This window comes from Shewanella maritima (assembly GCF_043643735.1).
In the GTDB taxonomy this organism is placed as follows: Bacteria; Pseudomonadota; Gammaproteobacteria; order Enterobacterales; family Shewanellaceae; genus Shewanella; species Shewanella maritima_A.
The window spans coordinates 227,324-245,605 of record NZ_JBHZSM010000002.1 but is presented as its reverse complement, the minus strand read 5'-3'; the positions used below and the strand labels follow the sequence as shown (position 1 = coordinate 245,605).

16 protein-coding genes are annotated in these 18,282 nt (G+C 44.1%); all 16 read right to left on the bottom strand.

Translation table 11 applies throughout. The annotated features are described in order from the left end of the window. Positions 1–23: 23 nt before the first annotated feature. The 16 genes from mreD to ACHUGF_RS03160 all read right to left on the bottom strand — a co-directional run bounded on the left by mreD (position 24) and on the right by ACHUGF_RS03160 (position 18,276). Positions 24–515, bottom strand: coding sequence for a rod shape-determining protein MreD (mreD, locus tag ACHUGF_RS03235; RefSeq protein ID WP_394129342.1), 492 nt, complete (start codon positions 513–515; stop codon positions 24–26). Continuing rightward, on the bottom strand, positions 512–1,444 hold the full coding sequence (gene mreC, locus ACHUGF_RS03230; protein WP_394129341.1) for a rod shape-determining protein MreC: 933 nt from the start codon (positions 1,442–1,444) through the stop codon (positions 512–514). Before mreC ends, mreD begins: the two co-directional genes overlap by 4 nt. Before the next feature lie 66 nt (positions 1,445–1,510). Further along, entirely contained in the window at positions 1,511–2,560 is a 1,050-nt protein-coding gene (locus ACHUGF_RS03225; protein WP_394129340.1) for a rod shape-determining protein, read from the bottom strand. 197 nt (positions 2,561–2,757) lie between these two features. Further along, positions 2,758–7,389, bottom strand: a complete 4,632-nt coding sequence (locus ACHUGF_RS03220) for a DUF6701 domain-containing protein (protein ID WP_394129339.1) — start codon at positions 7,387–7,389, stop codon at positions 2,758–2,760. After that, positions 7,382–7,828 (bottom strand): MSHA biogenesis protein MshP, encoded by a 447-nt coding sequence (locus tag ACHUGF_RS03215; RefSeq protein WP_394129338.1) that lies wholly within the window; start codon positions 7,826–7,828, stop codon positions 7,382–7,384. Before ACHUGF_RS03215 ends, ACHUGF_RS03220 begins: the two co-directional genes overlap by 8 nt. Continuing rightward, a complete protein-coding gene (locus tag ACHUGF_RS03210) occupies positions 7,818–8,675 on the bottom strand; it encodes a PilW family protein (RefSeq protein ID WP_394129540.1) in 858 nt (285 codons plus the stop codon). Before ACHUGF_RS03210 ends, ACHUGF_RS03215 begins: the two co-directional genes overlap by 11 nt. Before the next feature lie 11 nt (positions 8,676–8,686). Beyond that, complete coding sequence (locus tag ACHUGF_RS03205) at positions 8,687–9,244, bottom strand: prepilin-type N-terminal cleavage/methylation domain-containing protein (protein WP_394129337.1); 558 nt, start codon at positions 9,242–9,244, stop codon at positions 8,687–8,689. Continuing rightward, positions 9,234–9,713 (bottom strand): prepilin-type N-terminal cleavage/methylation domain-containing protein, encoded by a 480-nt coding sequence (locus ACHUGF_RS03200; RefSeq protein ID WP_394129539.1) that lies wholly within the window; start codon positions 9,711–9,713, stop codon positions 9,234–9,236. Before ACHUGF_RS03200 ends, ACHUGF_RS03205 begins: the two co-directional genes overlap by 11 nt. A 370-nt stretch (positions 9,714–10,083) precedes the next feature. After that, positions 10,084–10,578, bottom strand: coding sequence for a type II secretion system protein (locus tag ACHUGF_RS03195; RefSeq protein ID WP_394129336.1), 495 nt, complete (start codon positions 10,576–10,578; stop codon positions 10,084–10,086). 288 nt (positions 10,579–10,866) lie between these two features. Further along, on the bottom strand, positions 10,867–11,367 hold the full coding sequence (locus tag ACHUGF_RS03190; protein WP_394129538.1) for a type II secretion system protein: 501 nt from the start codon (positions 11,365–11,367) through the stop codon (positions 10,867–10,869). A gap of 144 nt (positions 11,368–11,511) precedes the next feature. Then, positions 11,512–12,120, bottom strand: a complete 609-nt coding sequence (locus ACHUGF_RS03185) for a type II secretion system protein (protein WP_394129335.1) — start codon at positions 12,118–12,120, stop codon at positions 11,512–11,514. Between the two features lie 301 nt (positions 12,121–12,421). Then, the gene (locus tag ACHUGF_RS03180) at positions 12,422–13,000 is read right to left on the bottom strand and encodes an MSHA biogenesis protein MshF (RefSeq protein WP_394129334.1); all 579 of its coding nucleotides are present in this window, start codon (positions 12,998–13,000) and stop codon (positions 12,422–12,424) included. 24 nt (positions 13,001–13,024) lie between these two features. Further along, entirely contained in the window at positions 13,025–14,245 is a 1,221-nt protein-coding gene (locus tag ACHUGF_RS03175) for a type II secretion system F family protein (protein ID WP_394129333.1), read from the bottom strand. Between the two features lie 10 nt (positions 14,246–14,255). Further along, positions 14,256–16,004 (bottom strand): GspE/PulE family protein, encoded by a 1,749-nt coding sequence (locus ACHUGF_RS03170; RefSeq protein ID WP_394129332.1) that lies wholly within the window; start codon positions 16,002–16,004, stop codon positions 14,256–14,258. Then, the gene (locus ACHUGF_RS03165; protein ID WP_394129331.1) at positions 16,001–17,335 is read right to left on the bottom strand and encodes a tetratricopeptide repeat protein; all 1,335 of its coding nucleotides are present in this window, start codon (positions 17,333–17,335) and stop codon (positions 16,001–16,003) included. Before ACHUGF_RS03165 ends, ACHUGF_RS03170 begins: the two co-directional genes overlap by 4 nt. Continuing rightward, positions 17,332–18,276, bottom strand: a complete 945-nt coding sequence (locus ACHUGF_RS03160) for an ExeA family protein (protein WP_394129330.1) — start codon at positions 18,274–18,276, stop codon at positions 17,332–17,334. The genes ACHUGF_RS03165 and ACHUGF_RS03160 overlap by 4 nt, the downstream gene beginning before the upstream one ends. Positions 18,277–18,282 lie beyond the last annotated feature (6 nt).

Sequence of the window (18,282 nt, the reverse complement as noted above, 5' to 3'; positions counted from 1 at the left end):
GATTGAATAAGCTGCTTGCAGCTTTACCTGACTTTGTAAGAACGGCGTATATTACGTAGCGACCAAAATAACCACCACCAAATAAACACGCTAGAAATTGCAGGTAAAAACAGCGCTATATCGAACTCTGCACCACCGACTACGACATATTGCAGCCAGTAGATAATCATGTGATAACCACAAATCAAGCTGGCTACTAATATAGATTGCTGCCAACGGGGAAAGTTTCGAAAACGTTGCGAGTGCATCACAACAAAATAAATCACTAGCGACAACGCTAAGGCTCGAATGCCTAATGTGGCACCCAGTAAAATATCCAGCATGACACCTAATATCCATGCGGTGAGCACACTGTATCTATGAGGTAACGCCATTGCCCAGTAGATCATCACCAATACCAGCCAATCTGGACGCCACACTTCGACAATCTGTGGCAGCGGCATAATTTGGAACATCATGGCCACAAATAAGGTAATCCAAACCACTAAACGACCATTTGCTATATGAGCACTCATTGTGACTCCTGTGCATTTTCTGTGGTTTGAGCTCCAGTACCGTTTGGCTGCTCAGTAGCACCTTCAATATCTTCTGCAGACACTTCAATGAGTTGTTCCGCGATATCTACATCTGCCTCTTCATCAGGCCAAATCAATAACACATAGCGAATACGATCGAGCGCAGCTAAAGGCTGAGCGCTGACTGCAGCATAACTTTGGCCATCATCGCGCGAGACTGACATCACTCGAGCCACGGGATATCCTTCGGGAAAACGGTTGCCTAGTCCAGAGGTGACGAGTAAATCACCCGCGACAATATCGGTACTTTTGGCAACGTGACGCAGTTCAATTTCATCGATATCAGCCGTGCCGTTTGCAATTGCACGTACATCATTGCGAGTAATTCGCACAGGAATACCATGGGTGGCATCAGAGACTAACAATACGCGACTGGTGAACTCACTCACTTCAACCACTTGACCGACAACACCGTGAGCATCGACTACTGGCTGACCAACGTATACACCAGTATTTCGCCCATGGTTTAACACCACGTAATGACGAAATGGGTCGCTGGCCACTTCCATCACTTCTGCCACGACTTTACGAGAATCCATGTGCACAGGCGAACCAAGCAGCACTCTCAGACGTTCATTTTCTTGGCGTAAATGTTCAAAGCGTTGCAAGCGCTCAGACATCATCAATTGCTGCCTAAGTAATTGCTTGTTTTGCATGGCGAGCATGTTACGTGTCGCAAATGCTTCAGCAGACCAATCGAGTAAATCACCAGGTACATTGGCCACGAAATGTAACGGGCTTAGGAGGGTAGAAAGCGAGTTTCTTAAGGGCTCGAGGCGTTCGTTGGCCATCATTAATACCACCGACAAAATCACTGCCAGTGTGAGACGAAATTGACTCGATATCCCGCGAACGAAAATTGGTTTCATTATGTACTTTCTAAGAACAAAAAGGGGGCATCATAATGCCCCTTTTATTTAATATGCGTTTATGGATTAATTCTCTTCAGAGAATAAATCACCACCATGCATATCAATCATTTCTAGCGCTTTACCGCCACCACGAGCAACACAAGTCAGTGGGTCATCAGCCACCATGACAGGAATACCTGTCTCTTGCATTAACAAACGGTCTAAATCACGCAGTAATGCACCACCACCGGTTAATACCATGCCGCGCTCTGAAATATCAGAAGCTAATTCAGGTGGAGACTGCTCAAGGGCAACCATTACCGCACTAACAATGCCTGACAGTGGCTCTTGCAGTGCTTCTAGAATTTCATTGCTGTTCAGAGTGAAGCTTCTTGGTACACCTTCAGCAAGGTTACGACCACGAACTTCAATCTCTAACACTTCGTCACCTGGGTACGCGGTGCCGATAGTGTGCTTAATACGTTCTGCTGTTGCTTCACCAATCAAACTACCATAGTTGCGGCGAACATAGTTGATAATGGCGTCATCAAACTTGTCACCACCAATGCGAACTGATGATGAATACACCACGCCATTGAGTGAGATAATGGCAACTTCTGTGGTACCACCACCGATGTCTACCACCATAGAACCTGTTGCTTCTGATACTGGTAAACCCGCACCAATTGCCGCCGCCATTGGTTCTTCAATTAGGTACACTTCTCGCGCACCAGCACCCATAGCAGATTCACGAATAGCACGACGCTCAACCTGAGTTGCTCCCACTGGCACACACACTAATACGCGTGGGCTTGGGCGGAAAAAGCTGTTGTTATGCACTTGCTTGATAAAATGCTGTAACATTTTCTCAGTAACATAAAAGTCAGCAATCACACCGTCTTTCATTGGGCGGATGGCTTTAATGTTACCCGGTGTACGGCCTAACATCTGTTTAGCATCGGTACCAACAGCTGCTACCGACTTTTGGCCATTACCAGTGCGTTCGCCACGGATAGCCACCACTGATGGCTCATTCAAAACAATCCCTTCGTCTCGAACATAAATAAGGGTGTTTGCCGTACCTAAATCGATAGATAGGTCATTTGAGAATATACCGCGCAACTTTTTGAACATGAATCAGGCCTGTTTCTGTGAAGTCAGAAGAATGAAAAATCAGCTCACTTTATCAATGACACCCCGATTCCACAAGAGCCAAGGGGTTAACAATTGCTAATCTTGGCATTTTTTTTACAAATGCATTAGCAAACTCTCATTTGAGCTGAGTTAATCACTAAATTCAGTGTTTGATGAAGCAATTTGCTTACGCGCTTTTAACGCACTTCTTGCCAATAAATGACACGGTCATGGCCACGATAGCGGCCAAAGAAGGCACTGGCTCTTGGATCGGCTAAATCATTAGGTGAAAGCGAGTTCCAATTCCAATACCACTCTAACCAAGCATCCACATCCATTGGCGCTGTCACTTGACCACGATAATTTGTGGTACCTATGTTTTGCCACAATAATTGCTGTTCACCATTAGCCATGTTGCCTGTTTCACTGCGCGTAACAATCTCATTAACTCGAATTGCTGGCTCATAGGTTGCTGATGGCGGCAATACACCCCGTACAATACTGCAACTGTCATCGACATTCGTTACCCAGTCAACGCCATTCCAATACTGCGCAGTAACAGGCATAACGAGTGTTTCAGACTCCGGCCCATAGGTATTTCCAAGAATGACTCTACCGTGGCGCAAATTTTGAGTGCTAATCTGCTTAGCAGTACAAGTATTACTTGGCGTGGCACAGTTACCCGATGTATCAGGCCTCATGTCAGGATTAGCGACAAAAGCATAGTCGCCATCGTTATCAAACATCTGCACACCGATAGCAAGCTGGGTAAATGGCCCGTCCAAGAGTGGCGCATTCGTGCGGCTAAATGTGGCTTCGTGGCTAACATCTAATGTCGCCACACCTGCAACCCAATCACTGCTACCGATGGGTAGTGCTGAGAAGCGCGGACTTAAATCAACACCATCATCATTATTCTCACCAGCTAACGCTGCAGTGGCCTTAGCAAAACTGCCTTGATAGTTTTTAGTAACGTAACTTGGTGTCGTATTGTAAGCACTGACATTCATCGACATTGAGAAAGGTTGGTCCATATAGCTAAAGCTGCCACACGCTGGCATCACATTAGCCCCACTGATCACAAACCTGTCGGGGATAAAGCGGCCGATAAAGCCTGTTTTCGCCGTTGGAATATTATAAAAATTAGAGCCGATATAATTCACTGGTGATGTCACAGTGAAGTTGAATACGCCCACTTCATTGACCGCTTGTGTCACCGTATTGAGATTATTTGGGAGTGCGCTGTGGTTGTAACTTGTATTACTCACACTACCTAACTCGCCAGGATTTGGCGCGACTAATTCATGAGCAAGGAACATACCTTGGTGCGCATAATTAGGGGTATCCAAGTTATCACAGTAATTTACATCACCATCAAGCTGCCAAGCCTTTCCACGCACTTCAAATTCAAAGGTTTCCCCCGCTTTTTTATACACATCACAACTGGCATCACCTGCTGCACAAGCCGCATTATTATCAACAGGAGTCACACATAATCCGATAGGGAAACTGATAAACCTATCATTACCTAACATGGTTAAGCCGTCTTCTTCACCGATGCCGATATATTGTGCATCTAGTTGCATCTGCCCAGCATCAGGGTAATTGACTGTAAAACTGGCTTCACCTTGTGCATCAAACGTTAAATTTATTGGTGTTGCTGCGGCCTGAGATTGGCCGATACCTGCGCCATTTATCGTCACAGCGGAGGTTGCCGCAACACTGTTTATATCTGGACTGATAAAGCTACTCCAGAGGCTCACCGTTTTACTGGTATTGGCAAAGGTGGGCACACATTGCTGGGTCGAATCATCTTTTTTTACAGCAGAAATCGTCATATCAATGGGTTTATTGGCAAATTTCACAAACTGGCCACCAGAGTCGGTATTATCCGTAGATGAGCCAAAAATAAAGCCTGTATCTTCAAAGGTCAGCGTACAGTTAGTTGCATTGGCAACACCACCTGAAATAGAACACAGGGTTTGACTGAATGGCTTAGTGCCCGGGGTTGAGCCTGTCACGCCAATCGTCACCGCACCGGGTGTGTTATGACGTAAATCCAGCGTGGTTTGACCGCCGGTAAATGTCACAACATTACCGCCGACCCATCCGCCACCTGCAGGAATAGTGGCAGGGCTTAAGGTCGCTGTGACTTGATCTAACACTAAGTTATCGCAGTTCGCATCTGCACAGGCTTTTAATGTCATGGACTCGGCATTACAGGTCAGTCCGCTACCCGAATGATCAAATTCAAAATGGTCAATAACAACACCAATAGGGTTGGAATCTAGCGCACAAATTTCAACATTATCAATCTCATGATTATTTGTAGCCCCGCCAGTTGATCCAGTGAGGGACAACAAAAAGTCAGCCGGTACAGCAGACTGTGTAGGTTCTGCGGCCGCATCAAACGGAGCAATCAACTCGACATAACCTGAACCTGTGTTTCGTTCAACCGTGACAACTGACTGACCGGCAATGCGGGAATCTATCGTGATGCGATACCGATGTGCTGGTGAGACATTGTTATCATCAACAGGTGGCGTTAAGCAGGCACCATTAGGATTAGTTTGGCCGTTATTACAGGTACCTCGCAAGTAATCATAACCCGTAGTCCCTGAGCCTGAGCCCCGTATTGCCACAGACTGTTGACGCCTGCCTGGACCGCTGGGTCCGCCTTCGGTTGAAAAGTTACCGTACTCATCGATACCAAAACCTAACCAACCACCTGCAAAACCATCGACAGTTGAGCGCGCACCATAGCCAAGTGGACCACCATACGCCCCCGCTTGTGGAGTGATAGCAGCATCAGATAACACAAAGGCAATACCATCGGCTCCACTACCACCGTAGGCAAAATGATCAAATTCAATCGTCACTAAGTTATTCGCTGCGGGGAACAACCGCTGATAAGTTGAAGATGTGGCTTGGTTGCCTTGCGCTTCCGTCACTCGCAAGCGGTTATTTACAATTGAGGGAGTAAAGTTTCCTCGACTGCTCGATACCACCCAATCTGAACCGACATCCGAGCGAGAAAAATCATCACTAAAACACTCGAATACCTGCTCATCTTTCTCTAATGCAACGAAACTATAGTTTTCCCATATATGGCGACGGTCGGTATCTCGATAGGTATCTTCATCCACGACCATACTGACTAAGTTATTCGTCAACTGACAACGCCTTAACCAACCACCATCACCACCACGGCGACTATTTTTACCCGCCACAAAAACGGGCACTTCAGTAAAACCATTGATTGCAGTTGTGTAGTTACATTGATAGCTCAAAGATTGGATGCCGCCAGCAGTGAACGTTTGTGCTTGTGAACCAAAATGATAATTAACGTTTTCACCGTTTAATACCAAGCTGCCTTCACCAGATTGCACCGACATATACGCCACTGACTCTGCTTGAATTCGATTATTATTTAATCTAGCAGGCATACACTGATTACCATTAGTGCGTACTTCAGAGGTATCGAGCGCAACCTCCATGCCGGTATTGGTAAATTGTGAGGTGGTAGTAAACCAACAATCATTCACATTGGTTTGAATTTGATGCAACAGCACATCTTGAGTATTGGGCAATGTCACATCGGTATAAGGGGAGTTACCACCAAACAATGCCTCATCGATATCAATCGTACCTGCGATTAACTGAGTGCCATTAGATAAATCATGGGTACCAGGGGTCACTGCTATCCAATGCACTTCGGTCATTGTATCTGATGGGACATAACGGTTTGAGGTAGTTGGAGATTCTTCTTGTGACCAAGTAAACCCAGTATTGGATGGTGTGCCCACTAAGAAGGCTGATGCTGGACCATCGTTATCGCTATTGACCTCTGCTATGGTAGGCATCAAAAATATAAGCGGGGTGACTCCTGCATCAAACGGTGTATCAAACACAACATTGGCAGATGTCGCTTTGCCATATTGTAGGTGGAATGAGTCTTCAGCTTGAGTATTACAATCAGGCACAATATCAATTTGTTGGGCAACATCAGAAAAAACAACTTTCGCATCTCGCCCCATTTCTACATGCTGCCCTGTAACGGCACCATTTAATGTAGATGAACCACTCAACACAACATTGCCTTCAGACACAACATGCGCATCAAGCGTCGCACTACCATTCAGGGTAAAATCACCATAGTTATATATAACAAACTGCTCAGGTTGCACAGAAAAGCTTAGGTTCAGATGGGTATAGTCATCTTTAACAAAAAAGGTGACGCTGCCTGACTGGGGAAAAGTAAGACTAACACTTGAACCTAGAGATAAATTTTCAATCCAATATTGGCCAGGCGCAAAAATCAGATTCCCCGAGCTTCCTGATAAGCTCTTTATTTTATAAATACCCTCAGAATTATTGGTTGTAAATTCAATCGTTCTCCCACTGCCACCACCGATAGTGATATTACGATACTCCCCTTCTGGCACTTGTGTAAGTGGCGCATTCGACGGCGGAGCGCTGATATCATCCGAACTAGAAGAAATACATTGTGAAAAATCCAGCCGTTCTTGAGGTAAAGCAGCGACAAAATCCCCTGCCTGACAAAACTTGGCATTGCCATTACTGGGAATACACGCTTTAAACTTTGAATCCCCGTTTTGGATATAGTTATAGGTAGGCAACTGCCCATTGGTTGGCGCATTTATAATAGTTGCGGTATTCAGTGTGATAGTGCCGCTTGGATCGATATTATTGACCCCTTCTATAAAGGTACTACTCCAATCGGCCTTGGCATCATAAGAGGTAAATAGCATAAACAACATTACCCACAACATGCTGTTTATAGAATTCGTCAGTAACGCTTTATTCACCACGGGCTTCTACCTCCACCTGACGATTTACTCTTAGACAATTTGTCGTGTCATCACTGCCACAGCTTCCCGTTTCACAGGTTGCAGTACTCGTAATACGAAATTGCGTCACACTGCCCACCTGTGTTGGTGTACAACTAATATTCACCAAACAACTATGAAAACCGACCTCATTTACAGGAGGTGTCCATGAGCCACTGACACTTGAGCAATCATTTACCGCTCCCGAGAGTGGAAATAACTGGGCTAATGCCGCATCAGCACCACTATTGGCAGCAAATAATGCACGTGTGCCCCACACTTCCATTGAAAATGCTTCATCGCCATCTTCAACAATGCGTATCAAGCTTGCTGCCAATAAAAACATGACAATAATAATAAATATACCTATCACCAACGCACTGCCTCGTTGGCGACGGAGTGTGTGATTATGGAACATTCATCACCTGCACTTGATGTTGATATTTGAATGACTCGCCATTGACGCTGAACCGCGGCTGCAGGTGCACAATGGCATTGGTCACTAAGCTAGATGGCGTTAATACAATTGCAGGCTCAACCAAAAAAGCATTACTGACATTTTGCGCCATTAATACACCCATCCCCATATCTGATGGCACAGGTTGTGATGCTTGAAAGCCATAACCTTGATATAAAAATAAGTCAGCATCTGCAGTTGAGTTCGGCTTCACGAAACAGTAGCTCATTGGCTCTTGAGCAAAAAACACCCTTTTCAATGGGGAAGCATCCAAGAAGCGTACATCGCTGGCAAATTTAATATCGGCCTGATTAGCCGCTACAGAGACACTGTCTATTTCAAAGCGTTTGCCTTCTGTTCCTGCTGCAGAATAGAGCTCTGATTCCGTCAGAGGATACATAATCGCTTGCCAACCGGCTGTAATTGTTTCATTTGATTGAATTACCGCCATAGTGTCATCCACAGGATCAGGATATATGGGAGCATCCAAATAACTGGTGCTCGCACTGATAGGCAAAATTTCAATGCACTGATAAGTCCCATTAGTGGCGGTTTGCACTCGAATACTATTTGGCACGGCATTACGAATATCGCGGGTCATTCGCTCAACCCCAAACCGGCTTTGACTCAAGACTTGGTCCACTGAAGCCGACTCAATAAAAATCCGAGTACCAAAAATCACAAAACTACTGACACCGACAACCAGAATACCAAGCACAATGATCACTGTGACCATTTCAACCAGTGTAAATCCTAGCTGGCGCGTAATACCTATATGGCTCGGCTGTTTTTTGGTGCGAAGCGGCATTGAAAACGTCATTAGTAATTACTCCTAACGCTTTGGTACACAATGCTTTCATTAGTTGGGGTGGTCACTTCAACGGTAATTAACTTTTGTGCCCGCGTAGCCGAATTAATGTATGCCACAGTGACATTCATATTAAAATTTGGATACAAGCTGGCATAGGTATCTGTTGAATCCAGCATTAAACTATTGATAGTTAAGCCATGATAATCGTCAACATCATTAAAGTTATCACGCGCCTCTCCATTTGGCCCAAGTGTCGTCGAGCAATTCAGCGCTCCCGCTACAGCACTGTCACACGCTGGCACTCCACCATTAGGATTGGTATTTTGATCATAGCGCTTACCCCAGATTTCATTCATCACAGAATGAGCTAATTCTGCAGAGCGCACACGATGCAAGGTTTCAACACTGCGATCGGCTTGTGGAAACAACATAGTTAACATCAATACTAACGCTATGCTGATCACTAACATGCCAACAACTAACTCTATCAAGGTAAAGCCAGTTGATTTAACGCGCTTGAAAGCGATATAGGGTGAGGTCTTTTTTCGCTGAATACTAAAGCGCATAAATATAGCCCTCAGTGCTCACACCGATTTGCACCACATCATCAGCGGAAACGGTAAAACAGACGCCATTGCAGTTTTGATTAATGACTCTGCCAGCTTGATCAAACACCAACTCAAATGACTGGCTCCCACCTGCAGTAAGTGCAATGGTAGCACCGCCTTGTAACGCTTGATTTTCCTCAGTACGTATTTGCCCAGTGCAGGCATTACCCACTCGGCCGCTGAAATGTTTTAATTGATAGTGTGTAGTCGAAACACTGACAGCATAACAACGGTCAGCGTTATGCATTGCACGCAACTGTGCTTGGCGCAATTCAGATATGAACTCATTACGAAGGGTAAAGGCACTGTAACTTGAGTCAGATAGCAGGCGCGGCAGTACCGTCACGGCAAGGATGCCGATCAATAATATGGTTGTCACCAGTTCCACCAAACTAAATCCATTGGATTTAATGCAGTGCGATATTATTAACCGATTCACTCAGGAGTGCCTTATGGTTATCACTATCAGGAAGAAGCAAAGAGCAGCAACTCAGGTTAAGAGCTATGGCTCTGGTTAAATACCTCACCGATAAGCGACAACACTATCATTAGTGTCAGACAATTAAGTCTATTGTTATGTGCTTAGTATGGCAAATTTAGCGCTATTTTGTCTGCCTATTTATTGTTTTTGTTGGGGAAAGTTTGTGATTTAGTCATGACTTGGCAGACAAGTTTCTTATAACAGTGCAATCAAATACATTGGCATGTCGCTGACGGACATTTAAGAGCCTTTGTTGATGAATATTATGGATAAAAAAGGCCTGCGACTGCAGGCCTAGGAAGCGTTGGTTTATGATTTAGCAATCAGAGGCTGTTGGGAAGTCACCAACATTGCCCTCATATGAGAATGTGGCCTGCTCACCTACACCCCCAGCTTCATTATAAATAAAGTAGCAAGTATCAGGGGCACCAACTTGCTGTAATTTCACTCCATCAGTTTCATCAGTAACAGACCAATCAGATGTTGATATATCCGTTGCATAAACGATAGCTGCTTCATTCTCAGCGAGATAACCGTATGTAGTAGCGACTACCGTACTTGGAGTAGCAGCTCCATCACTTATACCAATATCTACAGAACCATTTTCATTTCTTTCCTCACCAGCTAATGCTGCCTTAGAAAATACCAGCGTATTCGCCCCCTGAATAGCCGCTTTCGCGCCTTGCAAGGTTGATACACGCGCATCACCTTGGAGATTAATAAACTTTGGCGCAGCGGTCACAGCAAGGATACCTAAGATGATGATCACCACCACTAATTCGATTAACGTAAAACCATTTTGCTTTTGCATGAATATAACCTTATTTCATACTGAAAAATATTGCCTGAAACTGGAAACAATTGTTAATTTTTCCTAAAGGCATAGAGAATACTGACAAATTATCCCACTACGTCAGTATTTTGTCTGCGTCAACGGTGTGACACTTTGTATAACTGCAACAGCAAACACTGAATGATTAACAATTGTGACCAATTGAAGCGTGAAGGAGGTAGGTTGAGCGGCAAGCGAGTAGATTTGAAGGTGGTAAGGCAATAAAAAAGCCTGCATATGCAGGCTTCAAAACAAAGGTTAAAATATTTAACAATCGTCACCTTTGACTTCATAAGTAGGTAAAGCGCCTAATGCTTGAGATGGAGTATACTCTAAATGACAATCTGCAGCAGGATTAGCACCTGTTCCATCATCATATGGAGAGGTTGTTTGGTATAATATAGTTGGCGCAGTTAAATCTGCACCCTCAGCAATTGTCCAATCATTCGTAGTGTCCAACTCCAACGCTTCTTCTAATGAAGCAGCATCATTTTGAAGGTAACCAAAAGCAATCGCAACTGTATCAGCAGCTGTAGCACCAACTTGAACAGTATCATCTGCCGCTTTTTCTTTACCGGCAATAGCTGATTTAGAGTATACAAGAGTATTCGCACCTTGAAGTGAAGCCTTGAGGCCATCAAGTGTTGAGCGATAAGCATCACCTTGCAAATTAATAAACTTAGGTGCAGCAGTCACTGCCAAAATACCGAGAATGATGATCACCACCACTAATTCAATCAGAGTAAAACCTTGTTGCTTTTGCATAATATAAACCTCAAAGATAAGCGAAATTTTGTAAATTATTTATGTTATTTTTTTATGGCAAAGCCATTTAATTGTAACTGTGTAAGCTCAAATTACCCCTACACAGATGGTAGCCGCAGCCTAATATCATTAGGCCGTGCAGCAACCTTAATTATTGCTAAACGATAATACCTGCCCAGTTCCTGGGTTGTAGGTGATGCCATTGGCACCCGCTGTGTTCAAATCTGGATTAGGATTAGGAATGCCGGTATTGGCATTTAGCGCTAAAGAAGCCACTTGGTGATAAACACATAAATCAATACCGTTAACCACAGTGCCATCAATTGCCGTAGCACTACCACCCACTCCGTTAATCACACGTACTGTATAACGTTGTTTTCGTGCATCTTCAGTAGATAACACATTACGCGGTGCGCTTTGTAGAATGCTATTAAATACGGCCTGACAAGATTCATCTGTCATTGTGGTGACATCTGTTGAGTTATCGATACCGATAGGGAAACCAAAACGGGTGTCAAGAGCCACACTGGTGCCATCTAGAATGACCGAGGTATTACGACGCCCATCTACTTCCCATTGCGCACGAACAAAACCCACTGCGGTAGATAAACCACCAGCAACGCCATCTAAACTGGCGTTTTCAGCTTCCTCAGTCACATTTAGAAAACGAGGAATAGCCGTCGCAGCCAGTAACCCTAAGATGACTATTACAATCACTAATTCAATAAGTGAGAAGCCACTTTGTTTTTTCATCATAAAACCACCTTAAACCTAATGAATATTGCTATCGTGCTAATTGCGTCAAAATCTATCGCAAATAGCTAAAAAATAGTGACTAGATCAATCTATTACAATCACAATGGATTTGTCTGTCATTTTACACAGTCGTTATATTTTTTGAAGCAATAAATAATCAAAACCAATCTTTTTGCAACAAGAATATCCATCCTGTCAAATATTGCATCATTGCTAGCTAGCTAATTATTTTAACTCACTTTTTAATTGTTAAATTAATATTAGCAGCTTATTCAAAATAACCAACTTAAGCACTCAACTACTAGTCACTTCCCTCTAAAAAAATCACCCTTCCAGATGAGTGTTGATAACTAATACTAGCCTCGTTTTGTGCCACGTAACGACAAATCTGGTTGTCGGCATCATAGCTGATGATCAAGTCCTTGGTGCTACTGGCCAATAACTGGTGCCATAACTGATAACACCCTTGCACATCGACACGGTGAAGCTCAGGGAAACCTTGAGACGACATTAAAATAACATTGCCAGCTTGAGCCTGTGCTGAATCGTATGTTTCACTTTCACTATGTGCTTCACTGCTTTTTGATGCTTTCGTTTCTTCTGAGGCTTGGCTTAAATTAGGCTGCATATTTGAGGCCAAGCTTTCCCAATCTAAATGCAAATTGCTAGGACGACCTGATGTCATCCACTGACTGCGTACCATGGCTAGCACATGCAAAAAACGATTGTGCTCGATGGCCATGCTGTGACCGACTAACGTAGGCACACCATTAAAGTGGCGAAAACCTAACACCGCGAGTAACAGCAACAACACGCAAACAGCAATAATCCGTCCATAGGCTTTGATAATGTCATGCTCAGCTTGCTGTTGTTTCAGCATCCATGCCTCCACTTAACCCATACATTACTGCCCACCCTTAACCACATTCAGCATATCCCACATAGGTAAGTAAATGCCTAACGCAAGGATCAATACAATGCCCGCGACAAACCCGATCAAAATAGGTTCTAATTTTGCTGTTAGATTTTTAAGATCGTAATCGACTTCGCCTTCATAAAAATCAGCTGCATCAGTCAAAAGCTGATCGATTTGTCCAGTTTCTTCGCCCACTGCAACCATTTGTAGAACCAATGGGGTAAACAAACCACTGCTATTAGAAACCCGCAGCATAGACTCACCAGATTCAATACCGCGACGCATATTGACTATTTTGTCATGCATATAGGCATTATCTACTGCATCAGCCACTAAACTAAGGGCCTGCGTCATTGGTACTCCGGCACTCAGCATCATAGAAAAGCTGCGGCAATATCTGGATAACGTAGAACGTTCTATAATTGATCCTACTGCAGGAATATGCATTTTCCATTTATCCCACTGCTTCTCACCCTTTTCAGTGTGATGCCAGTATTTAACGCCAATAATAATGGCAATAAGTCCGACAATCATATGAGGCCAATAGTTCACAAATAAGCTAGAAGTGCTGATGAGTAGTTTTGTTGCCCAAGGTAATTCAGCACCAAAGCGAGAAAACATCTCTGCAAATTTTGGGATAACCATGATATTTAAGACAACCATTGCCAGCGCAATAGCGAGCAACACAAACATAGGGTAACGCATTGCAGATTTGATACGGCGACGCGTCTCTTGCTCTCGCTCGATGTATGATGATAACTGTAAAAATGCCTCGTCTAACTTACCCGTATTCTCCCCCACGTGAACCATGGAAACGAACAGTGAACTGAATACATCAGGATGCTGATTCATAGCTGAGGACAATGGTCGCCCCGAAGTAAGCTGCTCGGAAATATCATCAAGTGCATCTTTCATTCTTTTAGAGTGAGTGGTTTCTGACAGTCCTGCAATCGCACGTAAAATGGGAATGCCTGAACGAGTCAATGAATACATTTGTCGAGTGAAGATTTGTAGTTCTTCCAGTGAAACCTTAGAACCAAAAATATTTGCTAATGAAAACGACGCCTGCTGTTTTACTTCTGTTAATTCCAGCGGAATAATGCCACGGGACATCAAGGTATCGGCTGCAGCATTCTCTGTCGCAGCTTCAAGGCGTGCACTCACTGCCTGGCCTTGCTGGTCTCGTCCTTTATATTGAAATATTGGCATAATTGACTCTTTAGTGCTGACTCATCATGTCTTCTGAAAGCGGCACAGCAGATTCGCTCACGTCTTCTACTAGTTTAGCGACTTCTTCAATGGTTGTGGTTCCTTGCATCAAATAAGTCATGGCTGAGTCAGCTAATGGAATAAAATTCGGGCTTAATTTTGCCGCATGAGCAAACGCTTGTGGATTGCCTGTCCTCATTGCGTCAATCATCGGCTCATCGAGCTCAAGGATCTCAAAAATACCCACTCGGCCACGGTAACCCGAACCATTACAACTTTGGCAACCCGTGCCCATTCGAAAACGAGCCTGAGTAAAATCAAGTGAAGAGACACTTTTTAGCCAACTCATATCAGCCGCAGAGGGTTGATGATCAACGGCACAGTTTTGACAAACACGACGCACAAGGCGCTGAGCAATAATGACCCTTAATGCACTGGCGACTAAGTAACTTGCCGCCCCCATATCTAACAGACGTAATGCGCTGGTCACCGCATCATTGGTATGCAATGTTGATAATACAAAGTGGCCGGTTAATGCACCACGCAGACCAATCTCCACGGTTTCTTGGTCACGCATCTCACCCACCATGATAATATCAGGGTCTTGACGTAAAGTGGTTCTCAGTACATTCGAAAAATCCAAACCAATTTTATGGCTAACTTGTACTTGGTTAATTCTAGGAAGCTGGTATTCGACAGGGTCTTCTACTGTAATGATTTTGGTATCCGCTTTGTTTAACTCGCTTAAAATACCGTATAAGGTCGTCGTTTTACCGCTACCCGTTGGGCCTGTTACCAGTAACATGCCGTGTGGACGCTTAATTTGTTTACGAATTCGCTCAACAATTTTCGGCGGCATACCGGTTTCATCTAATGTACGTAAACCCGCAGTTTGGTCGAGTAAACGCATCACGACTGATTCGCCATGATAAATCGGCATGGTCGACATACGCACATCAATTTTATGGCCCTTAATCTCAATATGAAATCGGCCATCTTGTGGCAAACGCTTCTCGGAAATATCCAATCCCGCCATCAGCTTTAGTCGCAAAACTAATGCTGAAGCAATGTTAACTTCGCTAAGCGTGTTCTCATGTAACAAGCCGTCGATACGCTGACGAATACGCAGTACTTCTTCACCCGGTTCGATATGAATATCCGATGCCCGCATTTGCACTGCATCTTCAAAAATCGACTGCAGTAGCTTAACAACCGTGGTCTCGTTGTCGCTGTCGCTTTGGGTAAGGCTGCCCAAGTCGAACATGTCATCAGCGGCATATTCTTCATCTAATTTACCGGCAATTTCCGCAATTTGATCAGTACGGCGATAGAGATTGTCGAAAGCATCGAGTAACTGTTGTTCTGGGCAAACGGCAATTTTTAGCAGCTTTGGCGCAACCATCACCTCAATATTATCAATCGCCTGCAAATCGGCAGGATCACTCATCGCGACCAATACATGTTCATTGTGGCTTTCTATCACCAGTGCACGGTAACGTCTGGCTTGCACTTCAGGTAAAATTGACACCACCTCAGGGGCAACTGGCTTACGGCTAATGTCCACAAACGGTAAATTAAGCTGTTGCGATAAAAACTTGAGTAACTGATCTTCTGAGATATAGTGCAGATCAATCAAGGTACGTCCAAGCTTTTTGCCTGAATTTCGTTGTTCAGACAGTGCCTGTGTAAGTTGCTCTTCCGTGATAATCAACTCTTGAACAAGTAAATCCCCTAAGCGCATCTTTAACTTGGGTTTCATAGGGTATCTCCTAATTCGGCTAAACGATCATCAATGAATTGCAGCGCATTATTGGATAAACCGGCACTTTGCGAGGCGGTACGATAAGCTTGGGCTGCTTGTGAAAATAATTGCTGAGAGTCAAGAGCATAAGCTAACCCCAACCACCAGCGACCTTGACCAGGCTCAACCTTAACCAATGAACGATAAGCCGCTTCAGCTATTGAGTGTTGTCCGGTTTGCTGAGCCAATACCGCCTGTTGCATCCATTTATCGCGCGCCCAATCGCTAGTGTCAGCAATATTATCTAGCTTATTCAATGCATGGTGGTTTTGTCCCAGTGCACTCAAATAATTCGCCATCAAAATATAAAATTCCCATTCCTGTGGGTACATACTTGCGCCAGCTTCTAACACTCTTACCGCAGTATCAGTGCGATTTACCCTATGGTAAACCTCGGCAAGTTGCATACGTGCTTTATGAAAATCAGGACGATGGAGAGTGGCCTGCAAATATTGGTTTGCAGCTTGTTGTAAATCGCCTCTGGCCTCAGCAGCATTAGCTTGGTCAAACTCTCTTTGCGCCAGTTGCTGTTTCGTCAGTATCACTTCTCTTACGGTAACTTTTGGTGTTTCAGATATTGAATTTGTTGTAACAGACTGAGTATCGGCGGTTTGGTTACTTGCTGGTGAGCTCACAGCTTCCGCTGCGGAAGATGTTGGCTCAAGTGAAGCAATACTGTCGACATCTTGCGCTGACTTATCTGTATCAATTGGATCTGTCAGTTGAGCAGTTGTTTCTACAGAACCAGTATCTAAGCTTGTTGACGCAACAGACACTGACCCCATTTCTTCAGTATTTATAGAGGCTGACGCCACCACTTGAGTATTGGCAGGCTGCTTTTGAATGTCAGATTGTTGTTGCTCAACTGATAATATTTGCCCGCTTGATGTCTCCTGATTGGCTGATGGCTCTTTATTCGCTAATGACACTATATTCGCTGATGGCTCTTGCTCAACTAAAGGCGTTTTATCTGCGGCAGACTCTACGTTAACGGGTGAAACCGCTACTTCAGGTAGCGCTGTAGAAGGCTGATTGTGAACCACATTTTGTTGAGGTGCTTGTTGTAATAAGTTGATACCAAACCAGACTGTAGGCGCAATTAATACTAGCAAAATAAGGCCAAGCAATAATGGCGAGCGCGTACTTGTTTTAGGACGTTGTTGATATTGTAATTCTGGCTTTACAAACTCACTTTGTGGTGCGGTTTGCTGCAACTCGGAGTCTGCCTTAGCATCGGTTGGTTGCCGCTTTTTATCTAAATCTTGCAGCATTTTATTAATCACGCTCATATCCAAGCTCTCATTTGTGCCCAAATGTCTGCGCAACAATTGGTGTTATATAAAATAAAGCTAATCAGCATGATCATCAGGGTTACTATTATCCATGCATGGTAGCGACGCGGCTGGGCAACCGGGGGCATTTGAACATCTTCGGTATCCAGTGCAGCCTCTTTACAGTGTTTCTTGTTTACTTGCCGACTGCCATCTCCAAAGCATAACAGTAAGCTCTTATGAGCGAGGATATTAACTAAACGAGGAATACCACGAGATGCGCTAGCGATATATTTGGCATGAGCTTGAGTAAACAAGGGCGTTCCCTTATAACCCGCAATTGAAAGGCGATACTGAATGTAAGCTTCGACCTCATCCCAGCTAAGAGGTCGCAAGTGATAACTAAACGTAATACGTTGCCTCAATTGTCTAAATTTGGGCTTCGCAAGGCGTTCATCCAACTCTTGCTGACCAAATAAAACCACCTGCAGCAACTTGTGGCTTTCAGTTTCTAAATTGGTAAATAATCGCAGTGCTTCGATACTGTCATCAGGTAAGGCTTGAGCCTCGTCTAGTACTAACAGTACATGGAAGCCTTGCTTATTTAACTTCAGTAATTGATCGTGAATTAACCCTGTTAATTGCTGCTGATTAATCTCACCTTCAGCTTCTATGCCTAACTCGCTTGCAACGGCCCAACGCAGCTCTACAGGCGACAAATAAGGATTAGGAATATAAGCACAATGATATTGTTTTGGTAAGTCATTTAGTAACTTACGGCAGACTAAGGTTTTACCTGTGCCGACTTCACCGGTAACCTTTATAAAACCCTCACCAGTTTCTAACGCTGTTTGTAACACCTGCAATGCTTCAACATGTGGCGCCAAACCAAAGAAAAACTCTGTATTTGGCGTCAATGTGAATGGTAATTGAGTTAAGCCAAAATGCTGCAAATACATGTTATG

Coding starts and splice junctions, on each gene's coding strand:
- mreD (WP_394129342.1), bottom strand. CDS start 515: ATGAGTGCTCATATAGCAAATGGTCGTTTAGTGGTTTGGATTACCTTA.
- mreC (WP_394129341.1), bottom strand. CDS start 1,444: ATGAAACCAATTTTCGTTCGCGGGATATCGAGTCAATTTCGTCTCACA.
- ACHUGF_RS03225 (WP_394129340.1), bottom strand. CDS start 2,560: ATGTTCAAAAAGTTGCGCGGTATATTCTCAAATGACCTATCTATCGAT.
- ACHUGF_RS03215 (WP_394129338.1), bottom strand. CDS start 7,828: ATGTTCCATAATCACACACTCCGTCGCCAACGAGGCAGTGCGTTGGTG.
- ACHUGF_RS03210 (WP_394129540.1), bottom strand. CDS start 8,675: ATGCCGCTTCGCACCAAAAAACAGCCGAGCCATATAGGTATTACGCGC.
- ACHUGF_RS03205 (WP_394129337.1), bottom strand. CDS start 9,244: ATGCGCTTTAGTATTCAGCGAAAAAAGACCTCACCCTATATCGCTTTC.
- ACHUGF_RS03195 (WP_394129336.1), bottom strand. CDS start 10,578: ATGCAAAAGCAAAATGGTTTTACGTTAATCGAATTAGTGGTGGTGATC.
- ACHUGF_RS03185 (WP_394129335.1), bottom strand. CDS start 12,120: ATGATGAAAAAACAAAGTGGCTTCTCACTTATTGAATTAGTGATTGTA.
- ACHUGF_RS03180 (WP_394129334.1), bottom strand. CDS start 13,000: ATGCTGAAACAACAGCAAGCTGAGCATGACATTATCAAAGCCTATGGA.
- ACHUGF_RS03175 (WP_394129333.1), bottom strand. CDS start 14,245: ATGCCAATATTTCAATATAAAGGACGAGACCAGCAAGGCCAGGCAGTG.
- ACHUGF_RS03170 (WP_394129332.1), bottom strand. CDS start 16,004: ATGAAACCCAAGTTAAAGATGCGCTTAGGGGATTTACTTGTTCAAGAG.
- ACHUGF_RS03165 (WP_394129331.1), bottom strand. CDS start 17,335: ATGAGCGTGATTAATAAAATGCTGCAAGATTTAGATAAAAAGCGGCAA.
- ACHUGF_RS03160 (WP_394129330.1), bottom strand. CDS start 18,276: ATGTATTTGCAGCATTTTGGCTTAACTCAATTACCATTCACATTGACG.